Here is a 23,583-nt window from a genome sequence, read left to right on the forward strand (position 1 = left end):
ATGCGACCCGAATCGATCCATTCAATTCCCTCAGGTCCCACCGCCCTTCTTCAAGCCGCACGTGCGCTGGAAATGGATCGGCTGGCAGTGTTGCTGTCCTGTCTGCAGGAGCCGCGCGCCAGTCTGTTCAGGGTCCTGCTGCAGGCGCTGACAGTACTCTGGTGCTGGATCTGGAGTGATGGACCGCAGCCGGTGCTGGCAAACGAGGCCACGCGGGTGCTGCCCCTGTCCGTCGCGCTTCTGGGCGTGTCGGCGGCATGGGCACTCTGGGTCAATTACTTCCAGCATTGGGGTACAGCGTGGCGCGATGCGGCAGGTCTTCTGCTCAGTCTGGCCATGGTGACGATGCAGGTCGATGCGGCGTTCATCCTCTTGATGACCCTCAACGCAACGCTGCCCTTCCTGGTGATCGCCGCGACCGCGGTGTATGGGCGAGGCGCGATCGTGCCGGCGATCGTCGCTACGGCGCTGGGGTTGCTGTGGGCCGCGCCGGCGGGCTACTGGTACTCCCGCCCGGCGTATCTGGCGTATGCCCTGGCGCTGACTATCCTGCTACCTGCCGTGGTGGCCACCCTTGTCGCCGCCATGCGCGTCATCGCCCTGCGTGCCATTGCTTCTCGCCAGGCCCAGGGGCGGTTCGTGGGAACGATGAGCCACGAGCTGCGAACCCCCTTGAACGCCATCATCAACGGCATCCAGTTGCTCGAAGTGGATACGGCCACCCTTGCCCAGCGAAGTTCACTGGCAGTGGTGGCCCGGCAGGCGCGGGCGCTGCGGCACCGCATCGATGATGTGCTGGACGTCGCCAGCATGGACGGTGGAAGGCTGCGGTTGCGGCGCGAGCCTTGTTCGTTGGCATCCATCGTCGAGGCGATGCGAGCGAGCTGCGCACCTGCTGCAGAAGAGCGAGGCGTGCTGTTGAACATCGGGCGTTGCGATCCTGCCGTATGGATGTTGGCCGACGCAGGACGGGTCGAACAGGTGATGACAAACCTCGTCTGCAACGGCATCAAGTTCAGCCCGATGGGTGGCGAAACACGCGTGTCCGTCGAGGCCAGGAGCAGTGCTGGAGCGTGGCGGGTACGGGTGGTGGTCGCCGATTCCGGTTGCGGCGTCGACGAGGGTGATCGACAGGCGATCTTCTCCCCCTTCGTACAAGTGAGCGAGGGCGATGCTCGCTGCGAGCAGGGCGTGGGCCTGGGGCTCTACATCGTGCGACTGATTTCCGATGCCATGGGCGCTACGATCGAGGTGGGCCGCAGCGAGTGGGGAGGCGCAGCGTTTGAATGGAGTTTCAGCGCGCCTGCTGTCGCCGCAGGCGATGATTCACCTTCGCTTGCGGAACTGTTCGCGGCGCACGCCGCCTCGGTGCGGCCGCTGCATTGCCTGCTGTTCGAAGATGTAGACACCAACCGCCAGGTGGTCGAGCGCCTGATGGCGTGTGCGGGTCACCGACTCAGCTGTCGGCACGATGGACGTGAGGCGAAGGAAGTAATGGCGGCGCTGGCTCCCGATGTGGTGCTGCTTGACCTGCACATGCCCGGGTGCAGTGGCTGGGAGGTGCTCGAGGACGCAACACGCACGGCAGGCGCACCGCCCATTCTGGTGATGAGTGCCGACACTCGCCCGCAGGTGATCGAAAGGGCGCGTTCGCTGGGGGCGGCTGGTTTCCTGTGCAAGCCGTTGGACGTGCAGGAGGTGCTGGACCACCTGCGCAGGGCTTCGCCCCCAGCCTGAAAGGGCCGGCATTGCGCCGGCCCCACGGTTGCCCGGTAGCGCCGGGCCATGCCCGGCGGCCGTTCCTCAATCCCAGGCCGGCGCAATGCCTTCCGGGTTGGCCAGGCGATGGCCGCGGTCCAGCTTGGCGATCTGCGCCATGTCATCGTCGGTCAGGCGGATCGCGGCGGCTTCCAGGTTGCCGGCCAGGTTCTCGCGCTTGGTCGACGAGGGAATGACCGCAAAGCCCTGCTGCAGTGCCCAGGCCAGCGCCACCTGCGCCGGGGTGGCCTGGTGGCGGCCGGCAATGGCTTGGATTACCTGGTCCTTCAGCACTTCGCCATAGGCCAGGCTCATGTAGGCGGTAATGCGGATGCCGTTGTCCTGCAGGAACTTCACCAGCAGGCGGTTCTGCAGGTACGGGTGGATCTCGATCTGGTTGGTGGCGATGGCATCGGCGCCCAGGATCTCGATTGCCTTGCGGGTCTGGGCGATGGTGAAGTTGGAAATGCCGATCTCGCGGGTCAGGCCCTGCGCCTTGGCCTCGGCCAGTGCGGGCAGGTATTCCTCCATCGGCACATCCACCTTGTCGTTCGGCGAAGGCCAGTGGATCAGCGCCAGATCCACATGGTCGGTGCGCAGCTTCTGCAGGCTGGTGCGCAGGCTGGCCAGCAGCGCGTCGTGCTTGAACTCGCTGATCCACACCTTGGTGGTCAGGTAGATGTCGTCGCGCGGCACGCCGGATTCGGCAATCGCCTGGCCGACTTCGGCCTCGTTGTCATAGATCTGCGCGGTATCCACGGCGCGGTAGCCGACGTCCAGTGCGTTGCGCACCGAATCGATCACGGTCTGGTCTTTCAGGCGGAAGGTGCCAAGGCCAAAGGCGGGGACAGTCATGGGAAGCTCCAACGGGGGGAAAGGAGTGAACAGGAAGGGTAGGCCAGCGACCGTATGCATGCCGGCAACGGTGCATTGCATGGCCGGTCAGTGTGCGGCGGCGGCAATGCCCTCGGCGCGGTGGTCCACGCCATCGCGGCGGTCCAGGCGGCCGCTGAGCGCGGTCAGTGCATAGGCGGCCAGCACCACCAGCGCACCCAGCCACGGGGTGTGCATCAGGCCGATGTGCTCCACCACCAGACCGCCCAGCGAGGCGCCCAGGGCGATGCCGATGTTGAAGGCGGCGATGTTCAGGCCCGAGGCCACGTCGGTCGCCTGCGGTGCATAACGCTGCGCCTGCTTGACCACGTACACCTGCAGGCCCGGCACGTTGCCAAAGGCCACTGCGCCCAGCGCCAGCACGGTCAGCAGCATCAACCACGTGTTGTGGGCGGTGAAGGTCAGCACGAACAGCACCAGCGCCAGCAGCGCGAAGATGCGCTTCAGCGCCGGCACCGGGCCCAGCCGGTCGGCCAGGCGGCCGCCCCACAGGTTGCCGATCGCCACCGACACGCCGTACACCAGCAGCACCAGGCTGACCGCATTGGCCGAAAAGCCGGTGACGTCCTGCAGGATCGGCGCCAGGTAGGTGAAGGCCAGGAAGGTGCCGCCGTAGCCCAGTGCAGTCATCGCATAGACCAGCAGCAGGCGCGGCTGCGCCAGTACGCCCAGTTGCTGGCGGAAGCTGGCCGGCGCGCTCTGCGGCACCGTGCGCGGCACGAACAGCAGCGCGCCCAGCAGGGCCACCACGCCCAGCGCGGCCACGGCCAGGAAGGTCGCACGCCAGCCCAGATGCTGGCCGATGAAGGTGCCCAGCGGCACGCCGGTCACCAGCGCCACGGTCAGGCCGGTGAACATGATGGCGATGGCACTGGCGGCCTTTTCCTTCGGTACCACTGCGGTGGCGATGATCGAGCCGATGGAGAAGAACACGCCGTGGGCCAGGCCGGTGAGGATGCGCGCAGCGATCAGCGAGCTGTAGCCCGGCGCCATCCAGGCAATCACGTTGCCCAGGGTGAACAGCACCATCAGCGCCACCAGCAGCTGCTTGCGTGGCACGCGCCCGGTCAGCGCGGTCAGCACCGGCGCGCCGATGGCCACGCCCAGCGCGTACAGGGAAACCAGCAGACCGGCCGACGGCAGGCTGACGTGCAGGTCGGCGGCGATGGTCGGGATCAGGCCGACGATGACGAACTCGGTGGTGCCGATGGCGAACGCACCGAGAGTCAGCGCCAACAGGGCCAAGGGAATGCCACGGGTCATGACAGGGTCCAGAAGAGGGGAGGGGCGCAGTGTGCGCGGCCCACCTTTGCCGAAAAACCGCTCTTCACGCCAATCACTCTTGCGCTGTGGTCAATAATGGCGGCATGAAGACCACCCTCGACGAAATGCAGGCCTTCCTGGCGGTGATCGACAGTGGTTCGATCAGCGCGGCGGCCGAGCAGCTGGGCCAGACCCCATCGGGGGTCAGCCGCGCGCTGGGCCGGCTGGAGGACAAACTGGGCACCACCCTGTTGACCCGCACCACGCGCAGGTTGCACCTGACCGCCGAAGGTGAGGCCTACCTGCGCCATGCGCGGGCGATCATCGATGCGGTGGAATCGGCCGAAGAGCAGATGGCGGTGCGCCGCGAGCGCCCGGCCGGTCGGCTGCGGGTGGATGCGGCGATGCCCTTCGTGCTGCATGTGATCGCACCGCTGGTGGCTGGTTACCGCGCCCGCTACCCCGAGGTGCAGCTGGAGCTCAACAGTTCCGAGCGCTACATCGATCTGCTGGAGCGGCGTACCGATCTGGCCATCCGCATCGGCCCGCTGGCCGATTCAACGCTGCACGCGCGGCCGCTGGGCCGCTATCGGTTGCAGCTGGTGGCCAGCCCGGCCTACCTGGCCGCCCATGGCGAGCCAGCCAGCGTGGCCGGGCTGGGACAACACACGCTGCTGGGGTTCAACGAACCGGAATCGCTGAATCGCTGGCCGCTGCCGGGCGATGCCGATGGGCAGTTGCTGGTGCGCCCGGACGTGGCCGTTTCCAGCGGTGAAACGCTGCGTCGGCTGGCGGTGGAAGGCGTGGGCATCACCTGCCTGTCCGATTTCGTCACCGCCGGTGATCGCGCTGCCGGCACGCTGGTGCCGGTACTGGCCGCGCAGACGCTGGATGTGTACCAGCCGATCCACGCGGTGTACTACCGCAACACGGCTGTATCGGCGCGCATCACCTCATTCCTCGATCATCTGGGCGAGGCGATGGCGCAGGGCCAGCACCCGCGCTGGTAGCGCCGGGCCATGCCCGGCGGAACCCTCACGCCGCGCGCGCCAACGCTTCCTCCGTCGCAGCGTCGCTCGACAGGTCGAATACATCCACCGCGTCGATCAGGCGGTCGGCCTGCTGTTCCAGGCTGCGTGCGGCGGCGCTGGCTTCTTCCACCAGCGCGGCGTTCTGCTGGGTAGTGCCATCCATCTGGATCACCGTCTGGCTGACCTGTTCGATACCCGCGCTCTGTTCCTGCGACGCGGCGGAAATCTCGGCCATGATGTCGGTCACCCGCTGCACCGAGGCCACGATCTCGGCCATCGTGTTGCCCGCCTGGCGCACGTGCTGCGCACCCTGACCGACCTGTTCCACCGACGCTTCGATCAGTGCCTTGATCTCCTTGGCGGCGCCGGCCGAGCGCTGTGCCAGCGTGCGCACCTCACTGGCCACCACCGCAAAACCACGGCCCTGGTCGCCCGCGCGCGCTGCTTCCACTGCGGCGTTCAGGGCCAGGATGTTGGTCTGGAAGGCAATGCCGTCGATCACGCTGATGATCTCGGCGATCTGCCGCGACGACGCTTCGATTGCATCCATCGTCGCCACCACCTGGCCGACCACCGCACCGCCCTGCGAGGCCACGCCGTGGGCGCCGATCGCCAGCTGGTTGGCCTGCCGCGCGTGCTCGGCGTTCTGGCGCACGGTCGAGGTCAGTTCTTCCATCGACGCGGCGGTTTCTTCCAGATTGGCCGCCTGCTGTTCGGTACGCCGTGACAGATCGTTGTTGCCCGCGGCGATCTCGGCCGCTGCACTGTGGATGCTGCCGGAGGTGTGCTTGATGTCGGTGACGATGGTCGCCAGCTGCGCGGCAGTGGTATTGGCATCGCCGGCAATGCGGGCGAACACGCCCTGGAAATCGCCGTGCATGCGCGCGCCCAGGCGGCCATCGGCGATGGCGCGCAGCATGCCCGAGACCTCGCCCAGGTTGTGTTCGGTGGTCTCCATCAGGCGGTTCAGGCCTTCCACCATGCTGCGGAAGTCGTGCTGGAAACGGCTGCTGTCGCCGCGCTGGCTGAAATCACCTGCCGCCGCAGCTTCGGCCAGACCGCGGATCTGCCCGTTGATCGCGCCCAGGTTCGCCTTCACTGCATCCAGCGCCTGGGTAATCACCGCCTTCTCGCCCGGCAGCCGCTCCATGTCCTGGCTCAGGTCGCCCACGGCATAGCGGCCCATGATGGCGATCGCGCGCATCTTCACCTGGATGTGCGCGTCCACCAGCGCATTGGTATCGGCCACCATGCGCCCATAGGCACCGGGGAAGGCGCTGACATCCATGCGGTGGCTGATGGTGCCGGCATCGTGCTGTTCGGCCATGTCGGCCTGCGCGGCCAGCACGTTGCGCAGGGTGCCCTGTACGGCCTGCATGGCCTGCGCCAGGCGACCGATTTCATCACGGCTGCGCACCTGCACCACATGGTCCAGATCGCCGGCGGCCACCGCGCGTGCGGCCGCTTCCACCGCCAGCACCGGCTGCACCACCCCACGCCGCAGCCACCAGCCCAGGGCCAGCAGCAGGGCGACGGCGGCGGCCACGGTCAGCGCGCCGCTGACCACCAGCATGTGCCGCGCATCCTGCGACCCGGCGGCCACCGCAGCCTCGGCCACCTTGCCGGTGTGCTCGCCCAGCGCATCCAGCGCGGCGGCGACCGGTCGGTCCTTGCCGCGTACCAGGGTGTCACCGGCGGCCGGATCGTACTGGGCCTCGGCGAAGGCCTGCAGCGCGCCGTGGTAGGCCTGCTGCAGCTGCGTGTGCTGCGCGCTGAAGGCCTGCGCCAGTTCGCGCGTACGCGCATCGGGGCTGGCCGCCACACGCTGCGCGAGCTGGGCCACCACGCGGCCTTCGCTGTCGAACGCCTCCAGGTGGCGCTGCCGCAGCGCATCGTCGTGGCCGCGCAGCAGCACGTTCTTCCATTCCTGCACCTGGCTGCGGAACTCGCGCTGCAGGCGTTCGGCATCGCGGCTCAGCGCCACCTCCGGCGGCACTTCGGTGGACAACTTCAACCAGGCCGAGGCCAGGCCGGCCAGGGCACACAGCAGGACGACAGCCAGACCAACAGAGACGGCACCGAGCAACTTGGACTGCAGTCGCGGCGCAGCGGACGACACGTTCATGGAAGGGGCTCACGGATGAATGGCGATGCGGTATCGACCGTTCTTGATGCCCCTGAAGTGGGATTCAGATCACATTACCGTTCTGTTTAGAGAGGTGAAGATTTTGTTTCATAGGACAGATGTGTCCATATGAAACGAAAACGGACGCTAGACGGTTGGTTTAAATGTAACTATCGTAGTTACATGAAATCCGCCAATCCACTGTCCGACGCGCTGCATGTGATGGCCCACCTGGTGGGCCAGCACGGCCCGCGAACCTCTGAACAACTGGCTGCCTGCCTGCCCACTCATCCGGTGGTGATCCGTCGCCTGCTGGCACAGCTGCACAAGGCCGGGCTGGTGCACAGCAGCCGTGGTCACGGCGGCGGCAGCCAGCTGGCGCGCGATGCGGCCGCGATCACCCTGCATGACGTGTACGTGGCGGTGGGCTCACCGCCGCTGGTGCAGGTCGGTACACGCGACAGCGGCGGCGGCTGCCCGATCCAGCAGCTGGTCAACCAGGCGCTGCTGGACGGCGCACGCGAGGCCCAGCGTCTGCTGGAAGCGCGTCTGCAGGCCAGCACGCTGGACCAGCTGGGCGCCGACTTCGCCCGCCACCTTGCCCATCACCGTTCCCTGGAAGGTCCCCATGAATCCTGATGTCCTCATCGTCGGTGGCAGCTACGCCGGCATTGCCGCCGGCCTGATCCTGGCGCGGGCGCGGCGTCCGGTCACCGTGATCGACAGCGGCCTGCCGCGCAACCGCTTCGCCACCCACTCGCACGGCGTGCTGGGCCAGGACGGTATCAGCGGCGCCGAGCTGCTGAAGAACGCGCGCCAGCAGCTGCTCGATTACCCCACCGTGCGCTGGCTGCACGGCGAAGCGGTGGACGCGCAGGCCGGTGCAGATGGCGTGCAGGTCCGCACCGCCGATGGACAGGTGCTGGCCGCGCGCAAGCTGCTGCTGGCCACCGGCATTGCCGACCAGCTGCCGGATCTGCCCGGCCTGGCCGAGCGTTGGGGCAGCACGGTACTGCATTGCCCGTACTGCCACGGGTACGAGGTGGGCGGCGGCGCCATCGGTGTGTTGGGCGGCCATCCGCTGTCGGCGGCGAAGGCACCGTTGTTCGCCGAATGGGGCAACGTCACCTTCTTCAGCCAGGGCCTGCCGATCAGCGATGACGAACGCGCAGCCATGCAGCAGCGCAACGTGCAGGTGGAAGACACGCCGGTGGTGGGCGTGCGCGGCGATCAGGACACGTGGCTGGAAGTGGAGCTGGCCGATGGCCGCCGCATTGCCCAGCGGGCGCTGTTCGTCGCTGCCCCGCAGGTCATGGCCACGCCGCTGGTGCAGCAGTTGGGCTGCGCGTTGCTGGAACACCCGATGGGCGTGCTGGTGGAGGTGGATGCAATGAAGCAGACCAGCGTTGCGAATGTGTACGCCGCCGGTGATGTCACCACAGTGGGCAACATCACCCTGTCGATGGCCGAAGGCGTGCGCGCCGGCATCGGCATCCATCACGCCCTGGTGGGCGAAGACAGCAGCGGGGCCGGATCCGGGGTCGGATCCCTTTCGCAGAAAGGGCTCTGACCCCGCGATGTGTCGACTAAGGTCGACACCTACCAGGGCGGTGTTCCAAAGCGGCGGGAACCCTCAGCCCTTCACGCACAGCACCTGGCGCAGCGTGTGCACCACTTCCACCAGGTCCCGCTGCGCGGCCATCACATCATCGATCGACTTGTACGCCGCCGGTGATTCATCCAGCACGCCGCTGTCCTTGCGGCACTCCACGTGCGCGGTGGCTTCGCGGTGCTGGGCCAGGGTGATCTGCTGGCGCGCCGCACCCCGGCTCATCACCCGGCCGGCACCGTGGCTGCAGCTGTGGAAGCTGTCCGCGTTGCCCTTGCCACGCACGATGTAGCTGCGCGTGCCCATGCTGCCGGGAATGATGCCCAGTTCGCCCGCACGCGCGCTGACGGCACCCTTGCGCGTCACCAGCAGTTCCTGCCCGGCGTGCGATTCCTTCTGCACGTAGTTGTGGTGGCAGTTCACCGCCATCGCCGCCAGCTTGAACTTCGGCAGGCGCTGGCGCATCTCGGCCAGCACGCGCGCCATCATCGCCTCGCGGTTCTGCCGTGCGTAGTCCTGCGCCCACGACACCGCCTGCACGTAATCGTCGAACAGCGGTTCGCCTTCCATGAAGAACGCCAGGTCCTTGTCGGGCAGATGGAAGCCAAGCACGCGGCGCTCCAGTTCACGCCGTGCCTGTTCGATGAAGTAAGTGCCGATCAGGTTGCCGGTGCCGCGTGAGCCGCTGTGCAGCATCACCCACACCGCATCGGTTTCATCCAGGCAGAGTTCGATGAAATGGTTGCCACCGCCCAGCGTGCCCAGCTGGCAATCCAGCTTGTCGGTACGGATCTTCCGGTGCTTTTCCTTGATGCGCTCCAGCCCCGCGGCCAGCCCCGACTGCACCAGCCGGGTGCCGATGCTGTCGGGCAACCGCTGGTGCTCGCCGCTACAGCCGTTGCCGACCGGCACGCTGCGTTCGATGCCGCTGCGCAGTTGGCGCAGGTCATCGGGCAGGTCGTTGGCACGCAGCGTGGTGCGTACCGCGGCCATGCCGCAGCCGATGTCCACGCCCACAGCGGCCGGAATGATCGCGCCCCGGGTGGGGATGACCGAGCCGACGGTTGCGCCCTTGCCCAGGTGTACGTCGGGCATGACCGCCACCCACGGCCCGACGAACGGGATCGCGGCGATGTTGCGCAGCTGCGCGTGGGCCTCGGCTTCCAGCGGAACGCCGTCCACCCAGCCCTTGATCGGCGTGCTGCCTTCGGCATGCAGCCATTGATAATTGTGTTGAATGTCCATGTCGTGATGAATGTCCTGCACAGGCCAGCACCACGGCACGGCCGTGGGCATTTCCCTGTGGTTGCAGTGCGGGCACGCGGGCGTGCGCGGCGCAATGCCGATACGTGTGACGACGCAAACGAAAACGCCCCCGGAACTGCATTCCGAGGGCGTCGACAAGCCTCGGAGATCGGGGCGACCGATCTCCGCAGCGCGGGTATCAGGCCGTTGTCAGCTGGAATTCCTTCACCGACGCACGGATCGCCACGTCCATGCGCAGGCATGGCAGCAGGTTGGCGATGGCGACGGCGGGTGTGTTCAAGGAAGGAATCCGGTAGCTGTTGAAACGTGGCGCGCACCATAAACCACGAACCCGTGGTGCGCAACCACGCCATGCAGGGCGATTGATCCGTTGCCTCAGCCTTCGGCGCTGGCGGCATCGAGCTGCGCGATGTCCTGCACGCTCAGGCCAAGGTTGGCCGCAGCCAGCAGATCGTGCAGCTGTTCAACGCTGGTGGCGCTGACAATCGGTGCGGTGACCGACGGCCGTGCGATCTGCCACGCCAGCGCGATCTGCGCGGCGCTGGCGTTGTGCTTGCTGGCCACATCATCCAGCGCCTGCAGGATGCGCAGGCCGCGCGGGTTCAGATAACGCTTGACCACCATCTCGCCACGCGCCGGGCTCTTGGCCGCATCGGCGGCGGTGCGGTATTTGCCGCTCAGGAAGCCGCTGGCCAGCGCGTAGTAGCCGATCACGCCGATCTGTTCGCGCTGCACCAGCGGCTCCAGTTCGGTTTCATAGCCGGCGCGGTCGTACAGGTTGTACTCCGGCTGCAGGGTCTCGTAGCGCGGCAGCTTGTAATCGCTGGATACCTTCAGCGCATCGGCCAGGCGCGTGGCGCTGTAGTTGGAGGCACCGATGGCGCGCACCTTGCCGGCCTCGATCAGGCGACCGAACGCGGCCAGGGTGGCTTCCAGCGGGGTGGATTCGTCATCCTCGTGCGCCTGGTACAGATCGATCACATCGGTCTGCAGGCGGCGCAGCGAATCTTCCACCGCCGCATCGATGTTGTCCGGGGTCAGGCCGGGGCGCTCGGCCCACTTGGCCACCTTGGTCGCCAGGATGACCTTGTCACGCTTGCCGCTGCGGGCGAACCATTTGCCGATCAACGTTTCCGATTCACCGCCCTGGTTGCCCGGTACCCACTCCGAATACACATCGGCGGTATCGACCAGGTTGAAGCCGGCATCGACGAAGGCATCGAGCAGGGCGAAGCTGGCCTTTTCATCGGCGCTCCAACCGAACACATTGCCGCCGAAGGCGAGCGGACGTACATGCAGGCCGGAACGGCCGAGTTCGCGGGTTGCCGTCATGGACACGGACTCCTTGGGGGAAGTCCTCCAGCATAGAGCGCCGCCTGTGACCGTGCTGCGGCGGTCACCACAAAACAGTGTTCCGTCGCGCGCATGCCGCTAACGTTTTGTGAACACCTGCGACGCGGCGACTGCTAGTCTCGCCGCATCTTCCGCTGGAGTCGTCCCGATGAATGCTGTTTCGTCCCTGCGTGGCTGCCGTCTGCTGCTGGCCTCCGCCCTGCTGGTTGCCGTACCCGCGCTTGCTGCGCCTGCGACCGTGGTGGCGCCGACGAAGATCCAGGTGTCGCCCGCGCTGAACGCGGCGATCAAGGCGCCGACCCGCGATGCCAACAACATCAAGCGTGACGGATACCGTCATCCTGCGCAGACCCTGGCGTTCTTCTCGGTGGCACCGGAAAAGACCGTCATCGAGATCACCCCCGGCAACGGCTGGTACTCGGAAATCCTGGCACCGCTGCTGCGCGACAAGGGCCACTACATTGCCGCGGTGGTCGATCCGCAGGCCGTGGCCGAAGGTCGCGGCCGTGATTACCAGCAGCGCAGCCGCGATGGCCTGGAAAAGAAGTTTGCCGGCGCGCCGGCGCAGTTCGACAAGACCGCCGTGGTGGCCTACGACCCAGCCAAGCCGGTGTTCGGTCCGGCCGCGTCGGCCGATGTGGTGCTGACCTTCCGCAACGTGCACAACTGGCGTAAGGCCGGCCAGGCGCAGGGCATGTTCCAGGGCTTCTTCAACGTGCTCAAGCCGGGCGGCGTGCTGGGCGTGGTCGAGCACCGCGCCAAGGCCGACGTGGCCGATGATGATGACACCGGCTATGTCGGCCAGCAGCAGGTGATCGCGATGGCCGAGGCCGCCGGCTTCAAGCTGGACGCGCGTACCGAAGTGAACGCCAACCCGCGCGATACCAAGGACCACCCCAATGGCGTGTGGACCCTGCCGCCGACCAACCAGCACGACAAGGCCGACGACGCCAAGTACCAGGCCATCGGTGAAAGCGACCGCATGACCTTGCGGTTCGTGAAGCCGTAAGGGGGTAGCGCCGGGCCACGCCCGGCGAGCGCAGCGGCGCTGCAGTGGTCGTACTGTGTATCCGCCGGGCATGGCCCGGCGCTACCGTTGGGGTGACGCGCGGCGTGGGACAATAGCCCATCGCCGCCTGCCGTCCCCTGCAATGCTGATCGCCTTCAACAAGCCCTTCAACGTGCTGTGCCAGTTCACCGACCGCAGCGTGCCGCCGCGGCCGACCCTGGCCGGGTTCGGTCTGCCGCCGCGCGTGTATGCCGCTGGTCGCCTGGACCATGACAGCGAGGGCCTGCTGCTGCTGACCGACAACGGCACGCTGGCACACAAGCTGACCGACCCGCGGCACAAGGCCGACAAGACCTACTGGGTGCAGGTGGAAGGCACGCCCAGCGACGAGCAGCTGCAGCGGCTGCGTGACGGCCTGGTACTGAATGACGGGCCGACCCTGCCAGCGAAGATTGAGCGCCTCGATCCGGCGCCGGAGCTGTGGCTGCGCGATCCGCCGGTGCGGTTCCGCAAGACCGTGCCTGACAGCTGGCTGGCGGTCACCATCCGTGAAGGTCGCAACCGCCAGGTGCGGCGCATGACCGCCGCGGTGAACCTGCCAACGCTGCGGCTGCTGCGCGTGGCGATGGGGCCGTATCGGCTGGACGACCTGCAGCCGGGGCAGTGGCGGCAGATCGGCTGAAACGAAAAGGGTCGGAGCCCTTCCTGCGGAAGGAATCCGACCCTGGGTCGTGGGGTCAGACCCCTTCCGCAGGAAGGGCTCTGACCCCTGAGGGGGGCTCAGGTATCGCTGCCGATATCGCTGTGCTCGTCCACCACGGTGTCGTTGCGGCGATCACGCGCATGGATGCGCTGCGCCTGGCCATTGACCACATGGCCGTTGGCCGCCTTCTTCTTCTGCTGCTTGCGGTACAGCGCGTAGCCCAGCAGGCCCACGCCCACGGCAGCGGCGGCAATGGTCACCGCCGGATTGCGGCGCGCGAACTTGGTGGCGACCTTGCCGCCGGTCTTCACTGCGCCCAGTGCGGCGCCGGTCTTGATCCAGTCACTGGCCTGCGGGCCCAGATGGCGCAGGCTGCCGCCGGCACTCTTCAGGCCGTCGCCGGCGCTGTGGGCCAGGTCCAGGGCGCGCTCCAGGGCGCGGTCGGTGATTACGGTCAGCTTGCTCATGCGGGGGTCCTTTGCCTCGGGTCGAAGTCCAGTGTGTCGTGCTGCCTGTAAACGGTATGTCAGGCAGGGCTGTCGATGCGTTGACGCTACCCCGTCCATTCAGCATCCGGCAGGCCGGGGTCGGATCCCTTTCCCCAGGAAAGGGCTCTGACCCCGCTGGGTGAATCCGGGGTCAGAGCCCTTTGCGTTGCAAAGGGATCCGACCCCATCGCTCAGGTGCCGCGCGGCTTGGCCCGGTGGGTGGCGGTGGCGGTCCACGGGTCGTCCGGCCACGGGTGCCGCGGGTAACGCCCCTTCATTTCCTTCTTCACCTCGGCATAGGTGTTTTCCCAGAAATTGCGCAGGTCCTGGGTGACCTGCAGCGGGCGGCCGCCGGGCGACAGCACGTGCAGGGTCAGCGGCACCCGGCCATCGGCAATGCGCGGGGTGTCGGCCAGGCCGAACAGCTCCTGCAGCTTCACCGCCAGCACCGGTGGCTGCGGTTCGCCGGTTTCACTGTCCAGACCGTAGCTGATGCCGCGTTCCAGCCCCGACGGCACGCTGATGCGGGTGGGCGCGTGGCGCTCCACCAGCTGCCGCTGCGCCCATTCCAGCGGCGACTTCAGTGCTTCGCCAAAACTGCTCTCGTCCAACGCATCCAGGCGGGTCTTGCCGGCGAACGCCGGTTGCAGCCACTGCGCGCGGCTGGCCAGCAGCGCGTCGTCACTGCAATCGGGCAGGCCCAGCTCGGGCATCCAGCGGCGCAGCGACTCCACCCTTGCCTGCCATTGGCGCAGGCCCTCGGTCCACGGCAATGCCTGCAGGCCCAGTTCGGCCACGGCGTCGGTCAGCGCCTGCGCGGCGTGCTGCGGGTCCACACGTCCGGCCGAGCGGCTGTCCAGCACGATGCGGTCGAAGCGGGTTTCGCGCAGCGCCACCAGGGCACGCCGTTCGCTGTCCCAGCGCACGGCGTCCTCGGTCACGAAGCGCTGCGGCCACGCGCCGCGCAGATAGCCTTCATCCACCGGTGCGGCGCGCAGCAGCAGCGCATCGCGTGCCTCGAAGCGCAGTTCGCTGGCCACCAGCCACGGTTCACCGCGCAGGTCGCTCAGCTCGTGCAGGCGTGCGCTGCGGCCGTTGGCCAGCAGGTAGCGCAGCGGGTCGGCCGGGTGCTGGAAGGCGATGCGGTCGGGGAAGGCATGGGCCAGCAGGTCGCCCAGTTCGTGCGCTTCAATGCTGGACGGTGGCAGCGCATCGCAGCGCAGGCGTCGGCGCCACTGCTTGGCGGCCGCATCGATCGCGGCCAGGCCGCTGCGGTTGGCATCGGCCGGTGCACGGCCGTTGCGGAACGCCGCCAGTGCCCGCCAGCGTGCTGCCAGCGCATCACCGCCCTGGCGCAGCGGATCACGTGCTTCCAGCAGCGCGGCCAGATCGGCGGCCAGCGCCTGCGCGCGACCTGCCGGCGCGGCCAGCAGCATGGCCGCCAGCCGCGGGTGCGTGCCCAGTGCCAGCACACGGCGGCCCAGCGCGGTGATCGCCCCCGTTTCCGACAGCGCGCCCAGCCGCTGCAGCAACTCGCGCGCGGCGGCCATCGGCCCACTCGGTGGGGGATCGACGAAGCGCAGATCGCTGCTGCCCCAGGCGGCCAGTTCCAGCGCCAGCCCGGCCAGTTCCACCTGTTCGATTTCCGCACGCCGCTGCGGCTCCAACCGTTGCGACTGCGGCCACAGGCGCCAGGCCACGCCTTCGGCCACGCGGCCGGCACGCCCGGCGCGCTGGTCGGCCGACGCCTGGGCGATGGCCACCACGTCCAGCCGGGTGAAGCCGCTGTTGGGGTCGTAGCGCGGCTCCCGGGCCTGGCCACCGTCGATCACCACGCGCACGCCGGGCAGGGTCACCGACGATTCGGCCACGTTGGTGGCCAGCACCACGCGGCGGCGGCCATCGCTGGCCGCCTGCAGCACGCGCGCCTGCTGTTCCACCGGCAGTTCGCCATGCAGGGCCAGTACCTCCACGCTGCTGTCCAGCGCGTCCTGCAGGCCGGCCTGGACGCGGGCGATCTCGCGCTGGCCGGGCAGGAACACCAGCGCGTCGCCGGGGTGTTCGGCCAGGGCCTGCTGCACCGCGCGGCGCACCTGCAGCTCCAGGGTCTCGTCACGGCGGGCCGGAAAGTGGCTGATCGCCACCGGGTAGCTGCGGCCTTCGCTGCTCAGCCGCGGCGCATCCAGGAAGCGCGCCAGGCGCTCGCCATCCAGCGTGGCCGACATCACCAGCAGGCGCAGGTCGTCACGCAGCTGCGCCTGCACGTCCAGCGCCAGTGCCAGCCCCAGGTCACCACTCAGGTGGCGTTCGTGGAATTCATCGAACAGGATCGCGCCCACCGTTTCCAGCATCGGGTCGTCCTGCAGCATGCGGGTCAGGATGCCCTCGGTGACCACCTCGATGCGGGTGCGCGCCGAGACCTTGTTCTCGAAGCGGATGCGGTAGCCCACCGTGCCGCCCACCTCCTCGCCCAGTTGCCGGGCCATGAACAGCGCAGCGCTGCGTGCGGCCACCCGGCGCGGTTCCAGCAGGATGATCCTGCGGTCCTGCAGCCACGGCGCATCCAGCAGGGCCAACGGCACCTGGGTGGTCTTGCCGGCGCCGGGTGGGGCTTCCAGCACCAGGCGCGGGTGGTCGGCCAGGTGCTGCTGGATCTGCGGCAGCAGCGGCGAAATCGGGAAGAGCGGGGCATTCATGTGCAAAGGATAAGGGGCGCAGCGCGGCGCAGGTACAATGCGCGGGTTTCCTGTCTCTGCTGCCCCCATGCACCTGATCGATATCGGCGCCAACCTCACCCACGATTCCTTCGACCGCGACCGCGATGCCGTCCTGGACCGCGCGCGCCGGGCCGGGGTGGTGCAGATGGTGATCACCGGCGCCAGCCGCGAGCATTCGCCGCTGGCCCTGCAGCTGGCGCAGCAGCACCCGGGCTTCCTGTACGCCACCGCCGGCGTCCACCCGCACCACGCGGTGGAATACACCGACGAATGCGATGCGGAAATGCGCGCGCTGCATGCGCATGCCGAGGTGGTGGCGGTGGGCGAATGCGGGCTGGACTACTTCCGTGATTTCTCGCCGCGCCCGGCCCAGCACCGTGCGTTCGAGCGCCAGCTGCAGCTGGCGGCCGACAATGGCAAGCCGTTGTTCCTGCACCAGCGCGACGCGCACGCCGATTTCATGGCGCAGATGAAGAACTTCGACGGCCGCCTCGGCCCGGCGGTGGTGCACTGCTTCACCGGCGAACGTGACGAACTGTTCGATTACCTGGACCAGGATTGGTACATCGGCATCACCGGTTGGCTGTGCGATGAACGCCGTGGCGCGCACCTGCGCGAGTTGGTGAAGAACATCCCGGCCAACCGCCTCATGATCGAGACCGATGCGCCGTACCTGCTGCCGCGCACCCTGAAGCCAATGCCGAAGGACCGCCGCAACGAGCCGATGTTCCTGTCGCACATCGTGGAAGAGCTGGCCCGCGACCGTGGCGAAGACGTGGCCGTGACCGCAGCCAACGCCACCGCGGCTACGCGCACGTTCTTCCGGCTGCCCGACGCGGGTTGACCGCGTTGCCGGCGGCACGTCGCGCCGGTTGACCCGAACGTTGAACGAACCGACGTTGCGTCGTGATGGCGAACCGACCGACATTGCGCCGTGATCTCGAACGAATCGACGTTGCGTCGTGATCTCGAACGAATCCACGTTGCATCGTGATCTCGAACGAAACGACATTGCTTCGTAGAGTCGAGCTTGCTCGACTGCTGTTGGCAGAAGCAGTCGAGCAAGCTCGACTCTACGGCGCCGGCCATCCGGCCATCCGGCCATCCGGCAATCCGGCAATCCGGCAATCCGGCAATCCGTCATCGCCCGGCGGTGCGGGCAATCCGCAAGCGCTCGGATCAACCAACGCTGGCAGCAGGTAGCGCCGGGCCGTGCCCGGCGAGCGCAGCGGCCAGCTGTTCCAGCCCTTCCCGATACGTCGCATACCGCGGTGCCCATCCCAGCGCTTCGCGCGTGGCACGGCTGTCGATGCGCTTGTTGCTGGCATAGAAGCGCCGCAGCGTTGCGCTCACTGCCGGGTCATCCCAAGCCACGGCCGGTGGCAGGGTGAAGCCCCCCAGCTGCGCGGCGAACGCCAGTACCTCCTGCGGTGGCGCAGGTTCGTCATCGGCGGGCAAGTACAGCCCGCCCGGCGTGGGCCGCTGCATCGCCGCGATGACCACCGCGGCCAGATCCTCCACGTGCAGCCGGTTGAACACCAGCCCGGGGCGCACCACATGGCGGGCGCGCCCCTGCGCCAGCTGCAGCAACGCATTGCGGCCAGGGCCATACAGGCCCGGCAGGCGGAACATCGCCGAGGCGATGCCACGCTCCTTCGCCAGCGCCTGCCATTGCGCCTCCGCACGCAGGCGCTGCACGCCCGCCGCTTCGGTGCTGTCGGCCAGGCTGTGTGCATCCACCCAGCCGCCCTCACGGTCTGCATAGACCGAGGTGGACGACAGATAGCCCACCCAGCGCAGCGCCGGGCTGGCCAGCAAGACTGGCCGCAGCAGGCGCAGCGCGGGATCGCCGTCGGCATCGGGCGGTACGCTGCAGAGCACGGCCTGCGCCTGCGCAACGGCCTCCAGCAGGTCTGGCGACGGGATTGCATCGGCACGCAGCGCGAACCGCCGTACCCCATCATCCGGCGCGGCAGCGGGATCGCGCACCGTGCCCGCCACCGGTACCCCCTGCGCCTGCAGGCGGGTGGCCAGCACGCGCGCGCTCCAGCCCAGGCCCAGGATCAGCACCGGCCCGGGCAGCGCCGTGTTCACGGCGCGCGCTGTGCCTGGTAGGCCTGCAGGCTGCTGTAGGCGACCTGCAGCAGCAACGCTTCCTGGTCGGCAGCACGTGCACGGGCCAGCATGTCGCCGACGATCTGCGCGGCCTCGACCTGCTGGCCGGCCTCCAGATCGCGCAGCATCGAGGCTTTCAGTGCCGAACCGGCTTGGGTCAGGGTGCTGCGCGCAACGTCCTGCGCATCGTCGGGAATCGCTTCGCCGGCCGCTTCGGCCACGGCCAGGCATTCGTCGTACAGGCCGCGCACGATCGCCTCGCCATCATCGGTGGCCACGATCGTGCCGATGTCCGCGCGCAGCAGGCAGGTTGCGGCGGCCAGTGCGGTCAGGAAGGTGTACTTGATCCATTGCTCCTGGCCGATCTGGCCGCTGGCCAGGTGGTCCACGCCCGCCTGCACGCAGGCGGCAGCGAAGGCCTGCACGCGCGGCGACAGCGCGCCGCCGTCACGCTCGCCGAACGTCAGCTTGGCCGGCCGGCCCAGGTGCAGCACCGCGCCGTCGGCGGCCTTGGTGGCACTGATGAAGCACAGCCCGCCCAGTACCGCCTCGCGGCCGAAGCGTGCGTCCAGCGCGCCGTAGTGGTGCAGTCCGTTGAGGATCGGCAGCACGGTGGTCGCCGGGCCCACGGCCGGGGCGATCGCGTCAATCGAACTGTCCAGGTCGTAGGCCTTGCAGCTCAGCATCACCAGGTCGAACGGCTGCGCGGCGGCCAGAGCGGGCAGGGCCTCGGCGGTGACATGCTGCACCGGGAAGCGCGCATCGCCCAGCGGGCTCTGGATCACCAGCCCGTCGCGGTCGAGCTGGGCCGCGCGCGCGGGGCGCACCAGGAACGTCACATCCACGCCGGCCTGGGCCAGGCGACCGCCGAAGTAACCGCCGGTGCCACCGGCACCAAGAATCAGGATACGCATTGCATGCTCACCGCAGTTGGGGGATCTACCCATTGATTGTGCCGGAGATCGCCCACCCGCGTCGTGCCGCGCATGGCGGCGGCGCTGTCAGCGCAACGCGGCGCTGAAGTCCTCGGTGTAGCCCAGCAGCAGCGTGGTGCGCGTCGCCAGCGTCGCCCCCAGGCCTGCCCAGACGGCGTCGGTGCCGGCGGCGTAGACCTGTTCCAGGTCCGCAACCAGCGCAGCGGCCTGCGCCGGTCCAGGCGCACTGTCACGCTGGAACCCCAGCCACGCAGCGCCCAGTCCGAACAGGCGGTAGCCGTACTGCTGCTGCAGGTGGCAGATCAACGCGTGGTTCTGGAAGACATCCCAGTCGGCGCTGAAGTAGCCATTGGGCAGCGCGGCGATCAGCAGGTCATCGCGCTCCACCGGTACCTGCTGCACGCACACGACGTCGTCCACGATCCGATCCGGCGTGCTGTTGGCCGCCAGCAGGGCTTCGATATCAGGGGCGCTGCACATCAGCGTGCCAGCCAACGCGGTCCAGTGCAGCCGATGGCGGGCGTCTTCCAGCTGCGCAACTACATGTGCCAACAAGCGCTCGCGGATCACCAGGGCATCGGCAGGCGTTGCCGGTTCTTCATCGTCATACAGCGCGATCCGCTCATCATCCGCGGCGTGCATGCTGGTGTACCGGCATTGGCCCGCATCATCGAGCGTGCACAGGTAGCGGTGCCGTTCATCGCCTGCGCGCAGCGATGCCAGGCAGGCGCGCACCTCGTCCAGGGTTGGCGCATCGGTCAGCAGCGCATGGCTGAACGCATCGATGGGGCCGTCCGACACGGCGTTTTCCAGTGGAATGAGCGTCATCTTCATGTCCACAGCCTACCGGCAAAAAGAAGAGCCGGGCACAGGCCCGGCGCTTCCGATGGCGGCATCCACGCAGCACGTGGATGACCTGGCACGGCTCAATTGATCGCGGTGATGAAGGCCGGATCCTTGATGGTCTGTTCGATGTTGAGCTTGATGGTCTCGTTCAACGAACCAAAGATGTTCACGAACTTGGACGTGTTGCGCTGCACGTTCTTCACCTGGTCGTAGACCACCTGGCCCTGCGGGTCGGTCACCACGTAGCGCACGCGCAGGGTCCAGTCCACGCTGTAGCCCAGATCGTCGATCAGGAACTCTTCCACCTTGCCGCTCAGGACATTGCCTTCCTTGTCCATCTTGATGCCGACCAGGCGCAGCTCGGAAAACACGGCATCGCGCATGATCGCATCCACGTTCTTCTCGAACAGGATGTTGCCCATGGCGGTGTTGCGCACCTGGTTGGGCTTGATCTCGCCGCCCTTGGCCGGCAGGTACTCGAACGCGGTTACATCCACCCGGCCTTCGGCGGTCAGCACCGAGCTGGGGGCGTAGTTCAACGGAATGGGCCGGGAAGCGCAGCCGGCCAGAACGAGCAGGAACAGCGATGCAGCGACGAGCCGGGCAGGGCCGGCAGTACGACGGGTGAACATCTGGTTGGGTCCCCTGGTGCGTCCATGACATATGAAAAACCAGCCGGCCCGGGGGCCCGCTGGTCGGTCTGGTGAAGCGCACCGATTAGACGACCGAACCGGGCGCCAGGCAAGTGCCCTGGCGCCACCGGAATCGATCCCGCCCCGCAGGGCGTGGAACTACCTCAGCTGCGCATGCCTACGCCGCGGCGCAGCAGCCACAGCGCAAGGGCGGTCAGCACCACCACGAAGCCGATCATCAGGGCGTAGGCCACCCACACCGGCACGTCGCTGCTGCCCAGCAGGCCGTAGCGGAACGCGTTGACCATGTAGAAGATCGGGTTGGCATGGGTGGCCGCCTCGGCCCAGGTCGGCAGCAGCTTCACCGAATAGAACACGCCGCCCAGGTAGGTCAGCGGGGTCAGGATGAAGGTCGGCACGATCGCCACGTCATCGAACTTCTTGGCATACACCGCGTTGATGAAACCGGCCAGCGAGAAGATCGTCGCGCCCAGCACCACGGTGCTCAGCGTCACCAGCGGGTGCGGGATGCGCACCGGGGTGAAGAACATGGCGATGATCAGCACGATCACACCGACCATCAGGCCGCGCAGCACTGCACCGGCCACGTAGCCCCACAGGATCACCCAGTTCGGCATCGGGCTGACCAGCAGCTCTTCCACGTGGCGGCCGAACTTGGCGCCGAAGAACGAGGAGCTGATGTTGCCGTAGCTGTTCTGGATCACGCTCATCATCACCAGGCCCGGCACGATGAACTCCATGTAGCTGTAGTCGCCCATGTCGCCCACCCGCGAGCCGATCAGGCGGCCGAAGATGAGGAAGTACAGGGTCATGGTGATCGCAGGCGGCACCAGGGTCTGGCCCCAGATGCGCAGGATGCGCGCGACTTCCCGGCGCACGATGGTCATCAGCGCGATGCGGTTGCGCTGGCCGTCGGTCAGCTCGGTGGTGCTCATGCAGACGTCTCCAGGTTGCCGGTGAGGCGCACGAACAGCTCCTCCAGGCGGTTGCTCTTGGTGCGCATCGAACGTACGCGGATGCCGGCCTCGTTCAGCGTGGCGAACACGCGGTTGAGGTCCATGGCGCGCGGCATGTCGATGTCCAGCGTGTGTGCGTCGGGCGCGGTCAGGGTCGCGCCTTCGATCACCGGCAGCTGCGCCGGCAGGTCACCGTCGATGTCCAGCAGGAAGCCTTCCACGTCGAGTTTGGCCAGCAGGGCGCGCATCGGCCCCTGCTCCACGATCTGGCCGTGGTTGATGATGGCCAGGTTGCGGCACAGGTATTCGGCTTCTTCCAGGTAGTGGGTGGTCAGGATGATCGTGGTGCCGGCGGCATTGATCTCCTTCAGCACCCGCCACATGTCGCGGCGGATCTCGATATCCACACCGGCGGTGGGTTCATCCAGGATCAGCAGGCGCGGGCGGGTCATCATCGCGCGGGCGATCATCAGCCGGCGCTTCATGCCACCGGACAGGGTGCGGCTCATCACCTGCGCCTTTTCCCACAGGTGCGCACGCTTCAGCTCCTCTTCGGCTCGCTGCTCCGCTTCCTCGCGGGGCACGCCGTAGAAGCCGGCGTAGTTCACCAGGATGTCGAAGGGCTTCTCGAACAGGTTGAAGTTGATTTCCTGCGGCACCAGCCCGATCAGGCGCATGGTGGCGCTGCGGTTCTGCACCAGGTCGCTGCCGAACACCTCCACCTTGCCCTGGCTCAGGTTGACCAGGGAGCTGATGATGCCGATCAGGGTGGACTTGCCGGCGCCGTTGGGGCCCAGCAGGGCGAAGAAATCGCCCGGGGCGACCTCCAGCGAGACCCCCTTCAGGGCCTGGGTGCCGTTGTCGTAGGTCTTGCGCAGGTCGCGCACGCGCAGGGCGGGCGCCGTTTCGTTCAGGGAAGCCAAGCTTGCAGCCTTCGCGCCCATGGGCTGGCGCAGGAGAGGGGCGGGGAGGGTCTATTATAGAAGACCCCGAGGGCTTGCCCCGGCTACACACTGTCCCGAAAAGTCGTGCCTGTCCAATTCCCCATCAAGCTGGTCGGCCGCCGCATGCTGGCGCCGACCATTGGCCACTACCAGTTCGTGCGTGATGACGGCCAGCCGCTGGATTTCCAGCCCGGCCAGTTCATCCAGGTCCATTTCGCCTACGCCGACGGCACCGAAACCAAGCGCAGCTACTCGCTGGCGACCATCCATGACCATGCCCTGGGCCCCGGCGAGGCGGTCGACATCGCCGTCAGCTTCGTGCCCGGCGGCGCCGCCACGGCGCTGTTCGAGGCGCTGGACATCGGCGGCCAGGTCAGCGCGTCCGGCCCGTATGGCCGCTTCTGCCTGCAGCCCGGCGATCACAATGCCCGCTACCTGCTGATCGCCACCGGCACCGGCGTCACCCCGTACCGGTCGATGCTGCCGCTGCTGGAAACGGCCATGGCCGAGCGCGGCGTGCAGGTGGTGCTGCTGCAGGGCGCACGCAGCCCCGGCGAACTGCTGTACAGCGATGATTTCTACAGCTTCGCCGAAAAGCACCCGAACTTCCGCTATGTGCCGTGCCTGTCGCGCGAACTGCCGGCCGAGCCGCACCCGGACGTGCACCACGGCTACGTGCAGCAGGCCCTGGCCGGCATCCAGCCGGACCCGGCCACCGACATCGCCTACCTGTGCGGCAACCCGGACATGGTCGATGCCTGCGCCGAGGCGCTGAAGGCGGCCGGCCTGGGCAACCCGCAGGTGCGGCGCGAGAAGTACGTCAGCAGCAAGTAAGGCAGCCGATGGGCGCCCGGTTTTTCGTCCGGCGCCCATCGCCGCCAGCACCGTGCCCGTGTAAGTTGTTCTCCTGCAGTTGGT

Annotated in this window: 21 protein-coding genes; 8 read left to right on the top strand and 13 right to left on the bottom strand. The window is 67.7% G+C overall.

What is annotated here, in order from left to right; all coding sequences use genetic code 11:
* Complete coding sequence (locus AC06FA_RS06535) at positions 1–1,737, top strand: ATP-binding response regulator (protein ID WP_478067597.1); 1,737 nt, start codon at positions 1–3, stop codon at positions 1,735–1,737.
* 66 nt (positions 1,738–1,803) lie between these two features.
* Here AC06FA_RS06535 and dkgB read toward each other — a convergent pair whose 3' ends face one another.
* Together dkgB and AC06FA_RS06545 are read right to left on the bottom strand one after the other, a co-directional pair.
* Entirely contained in the window at positions 1,804–2,613 is an 810-nt protein-coding gene (gene dkgB, locus AC06FA_RS06540; RefSeq protein ID WP_478067598.1) for a 2,5-didehydrogluconate reductase DkgB, read from the bottom strand.
* Between the two features lie 87 nt (positions 2,614–2,700).
* Positions 2,701–3,915: an MFS transporter gene (locus tag AC06FA_RS06545; protein ID WP_478067599.1), complete on the bottom strand. Its 1,215-nt coding sequence runs from the start codon at positions 3,913–3,915 to the stop codon at positions 2,701–2,703.
* Positions 3,916–4,019: 104 nt separating this feature from the next.
* Here AC06FA_RS06545 and AC06FA_RS06550 point away from each other — a divergent pair, with 104 nt between their 5' ends.
* Positions 4,020–4,925, top strand: a complete 906-nt coding sequence (locus AC06FA_RS06550) for a LysR substrate-binding domain-containing protein (protein WP_478067600.1) — start codon at positions 4,020–4,022, stop codon at positions 4,923–4,925.
* 25 nt (positions 4,926–4,950) lie between these two features.
* Here AC06FA_RS06550 and AC06FA_RS06555 read toward each other — a convergent pair whose 3' ends face one another.
* A complete protein-coding gene (locus AC06FA_RS06555; RefSeq protein ID WP_478067601.1) occupies positions 4,951–7,071 on the bottom strand; it encodes a methyl-accepting chemotaxis protein in 2,121 nt (706 codons plus the stop codon).
* A gap of 183 nt (positions 7,072–7,254) precedes the next feature.
* On the opposite strand from AC06FA_RS06555, the gene AC06FA_RS06560 reads away from it, so the two are divergent.
* Complete coding sequence (locus tag AC06FA_RS06560) at positions 7,255–7,710, top strand: Rrf2 family transcriptional regulator (protein ID WP_478067602.1); 456 nt, start codon at positions 7,255–7,257, stop codon at positions 7,708–7,710.
* On the top strand, positions 7,700–8,641 hold the full coding sequence (locus AC06FA_RS06565) for an NAD(P)/FAD-dependent oxidoreductase (RefSeq protein ID WP_478067603.1): 942 nt from the start codon (positions 7,700–7,702) through the stop codon (positions 8,639–8,641). The genes AC06FA_RS06560 and AC06FA_RS06565 overlap by 11 nt, the downstream gene beginning before the upstream one ends.
* Positions 8,642–8,704: 63 nt before the next feature.
* On the opposite strand, the gene AC06FA_RS06570 is transcribed toward AC06FA_RS06565, so the two are convergent.
* Both AC06FA_RS06570 and AC06FA_RS06575 read right to left on the bottom strand, forming a co-directional pair.
* Complete coding sequence (locus tag AC06FA_RS06570; RefSeq protein WP_478067604.1) at positions 8,705–9,925, bottom strand: RtcB family protein; 1,221 nt, start codon at positions 9,923–9,925, stop codon at positions 8,705–8,707.
* Positions 9,926–10,321: 396 nt separating this feature from the next.
* Complete coding sequence (locus AC06FA_RS06575) at positions 10,322–11,278, bottom strand: aldo/keto reductase (protein ID WP_478067605.1); 957 nt, start codon at positions 11,276–11,278, stop codon at positions 10,322–10,324.
* 169 nt (positions 11,279–11,447) lie between these two features.
* Here AC06FA_RS06575 and AC06FA_RS06580 point away from each other — a divergent pair, with 169 nt between their 5' ends.
* The gene (locus AC06FA_RS06580; protein ID WP_478067606.1) at positions 11,448–12,308 is read left to right on the top strand and encodes a class I SAM-dependent methyltransferase; all 861 of its coding nucleotides are present in this window, start codon (positions 11,448–11,450) and stop codon (positions 12,306–12,308) included.
* A 142-nt stretch (positions 12,309–12,450) separates the two neighbouring features.
* Positions 12,451–12,990, top strand: coding sequence for a pseudouridine synthase (locus AC06FA_RS06585; RefSeq protein WP_478067607.1), 540 nt, complete (start codon positions 12,451–12,453; stop codon positions 12,988–12,990).
* 98 nt (positions 12,991–13,088) lie between these two features.
* On the opposite strand, the gene AC06FA_RS06590 is transcribed toward AC06FA_RS06585, so the two are convergent.
* Both AC06FA_RS06590 and hrpB read right to left on the bottom strand, forming a co-directional pair.
* Positions 13,089–13,478, bottom strand: a complete 390-nt coding sequence (locus AC06FA_RS06590; RefSeq protein WP_108751293.1) for a hypothetical protein — start codon at positions 13,476–13,478, stop codon at positions 13,089–13,091.
* Between the two features lie 212 nt (positions 13,479–13,690).
* Positions 13,691–16,195: an ATP-dependent helicase HrpB gene (hrpB, locus tag AC06FA_RS06595; RefSeq protein ID WP_478067608.1), complete on the bottom strand. Its 2,505-nt coding sequence runs from the start codon at positions 16,193–16,195 to the stop codon at positions 13,691–13,693.
* Between the two features lie 67 nt (positions 16,196–16,262).
* Between hrpB and AC06FA_RS06600 the strand changes: the two genes are divergently transcribed.
* The gene (locus tag AC06FA_RS06600) at positions 16,263–17,060 is read left to right on the top strand and encodes a TatD family hydrolase (RefSeq protein WP_478067609.1); all 798 of its coding nucleotides are present in this window, start codon (positions 16,263–16,265) and stop codon (positions 17,058–17,060) included.
* A 335-nt stretch (positions 17,061–17,395) separates the two neighbouring features.
* Here the strand turns inward: AC06FA_RS06600 and AC06FA_RS06605 are convergent, their stop codons facing one another.
* The 6 genes from AC06FA_RS06605 to AC06FA_RS06630 form a co-directional block, all read right to left on the bottom strand.
* A complete protein-coding gene (locus AC06FA_RS06605) occupies positions 17,396–18,310 on the bottom strand; it encodes a Rossmann-fold NAD(P)-binding domain-containing protein (protein ID WP_478067610.1) in 915 nt (304 codons plus the stop codon).
* On the bottom strand, positions 18,307–19,245 hold the full coding sequence (gene panE / locus AC06FA_RS06610; RefSeq protein WP_478067611.1) for a 2-dehydropantoate 2-reductase: 939 nt from the start codon (positions 19,243–19,245) through the stop codon (positions 18,307–18,309). Before panE ends, AC06FA_RS06605 begins: the two co-directional genes overlap by 4 nt.
* Before the next feature lie 87 nt (positions 19,246–19,332).
* Positions 19,333–20,100 carry a hypothetical protein gene (locus tag AC06FA_RS06615; protein WP_478067612.1) on the bottom strand — a complete coding sequence of 256 codons (768 nt, stop codon included), beginning with the start codon at positions 20,098–20,100 and terminating at the stop codon, positions 19,333–19,335.
* A 92-nt stretch (positions 20,101–20,192) separates the two neighbouring features.
* Entirely contained in the window at positions 20,193–20,744 is a 552-nt protein-coding gene (locus tag AC06FA_RS06620) for a hypothetical protein (protein WP_199933653.1), read from the bottom strand.
* 164 nt (positions 20,745–20,908) lie between these two features.
* The gene (locus AC06FA_RS06625) at positions 20,909–21,700 is read right to left on the bottom strand and encodes an ABC transporter permease (RefSeq protein ID WP_312709180.1); all 792 of its coding nucleotides are present in this window, start codon (positions 21,698–21,700) and stop codon (positions 20,909–20,911) included.
* Entirely contained in the window at positions 21,697–22,665 is a 969-nt protein-coding gene (locus tag AC06FA_RS06630) for an ABC transporter ATP-binding protein (protein WP_312709178.1), read from the bottom strand. Before AC06FA_RS06630 ends, AC06FA_RS06625 begins: the two co-directional genes overlap by 4 nt.
* Before the next feature lie 84 nt (positions 22,666–22,749).
* Here AC06FA_RS06630 and AC06FA_RS06635 point away from each other — a divergent pair, with 84 nt between their 5' ends.
* Positions 22,750–23,499 (top strand): ferredoxin--NADP reductase, encoded by a 750-nt coding sequence (locus AC06FA_RS06635; protein WP_478067613.1) that lies wholly within the window; start codon positions 22,750–22,752, stop codon positions 23,497–23,499.
* The last annotated feature ends 84 nt before the right edge of the window (positions 23,500–23,583 follow it).

The sequence above is a fragment of the Stenotrophomonas sp. Steno-C17 genome, from assembly GCF_056393165.1.